At 68.6% G+C, this 1,352-nt stretch carries 1 protein-coding gene; it reads right to left on the bottom strand.

The annotated features are described in order from the left end of the window. Positions 1-1,098, bottom strand: a 1,098-nt coding sequence (locus tag ACN269_RS34510; RefSeq protein WP_421477498.1) for an NAD(P)-dependent malic enzyme, incomplete at its 3' end; no start/stop codon positions are given. Positions 1,099-1,352 lie beyond the last annotated feature (254 nt).

Here is a 1,352-nt window from a genome sequence, read left to right as displayed (position 1 = left end):
CGGGCCCACCCGCGGGTCCAGCGCGCTGGGCACGATGCGGTCGACGGCGAGGTCGTCGCCGACCACTGAGAAGATCGCCTCGGCCGCGGCCACCTTCATGTCCTCGGTGATCCGCCGCGCTCCCGCGTCCAGCGCACCGCGGAACACGCCGGGGAACGCCAACACGTTGTTGATCTGGTTGGGGAAGTCGCTGCGCCCGGTGGCCACCACCGCCGCGTACTTCTTGGCCGCGTCGGGGTGGATCTCGGGATCGGGATTGGACAGCGCGAACACGATGCAGTTCGGCGCCATCGTGGCGATCAGCTCCTCGGGCACCAGCCCGGCCGACACTCCGAGGAAGACGTCGGCGTCCTTGAGCGCTTCGGCCATCCCGCCGACCAGCCCACGCGGGTTGGTGCGCTGCGCCAACTCGGCCTTGAAGGCGTTGATGTCATCGCGACCGGTGTGCACGATGCCCCGCGAATCCAACACCGTGATGTCGGTGATGCCCTTGGCCCGCAGGATGTTGGTGCACGCCACACCCGCCGCACCCGCGCCGGAGACCACCACCCGCAGCGAGGACATGTCGCGGCCGAGCACCTGCGTAGCGCCCAACAACGCCGCCAGCACGACGATCGCGGTGCCGTGCTGGTCGTCGTGCATGACCGGGCAGTCCAGCGCCTCGATGACCCGGCGCTCGATCTCGAAGCACCGCGGGGCCGAGATGTCCTCCAGGTTGACCGCGCCGAAGGTGGGCCGCAGCCGCACCAGCGTCTCGACGATCTCGTCGGGGTCCTTGGTGTCGAGCACGATCGGGATCGAGTCCAGCCCGCCGAACGTCTTGAACAGCGCGCTCTTGCCTTCCATCACCGGCAGCGACGCCGCCGCGCCGATGTCACCGAGACCGAGCACCGCGCTGCCGTCGCTGACGACCGCGACCAGCCGGTTGGCCCAGGTGTACTTGGCGGCCAGGGTGTGATCGGTGGCGATCGCCCGGCTGACCTGCGCCACGCCGGGGGTATAGGCGATCGACAGGGCCCGCTGGGTGTCCAGTGGGGATTTCAGCTCAACTGAGAGCTTGCCGCCCTCGTGCGCGGCAAAGATTTCCGCATCGTCGATGACGACCTGTGGAGTCCGGCCGTCTGACGAGCGCTCACGCGAGGAAGCGACTGTACTTTCAGACACGGCGCCAGGTTACTTCACAGCGCGATCTCACAGACCCCAGTTCCCCCACGGTGAGGTTCGGCAGCACCGGGCCGGCCAGCTACCACCGCGTAAGATCTGCGGCGGAACAGGCCGTGAACAGGTCGTGGAGCCGGGCCCGACGGGAGGTGGGATGCCATCGTTTCGCCAGTTACCGCCGTCGCTGCGCG

This window comes from Micromonospora sp. WMMD736 (assembly GCF_049179015.1).
In the GTDB taxonomy this organism is placed as follows: domain Bacteria; phylum Actinomycetota; class Actinomycetes; order Mycobacteriales; family Micromonosporaceae; genus Micromonospora.
This window is presented reverse-complemented; position numbering and strand designations above follow the sequence as displayed.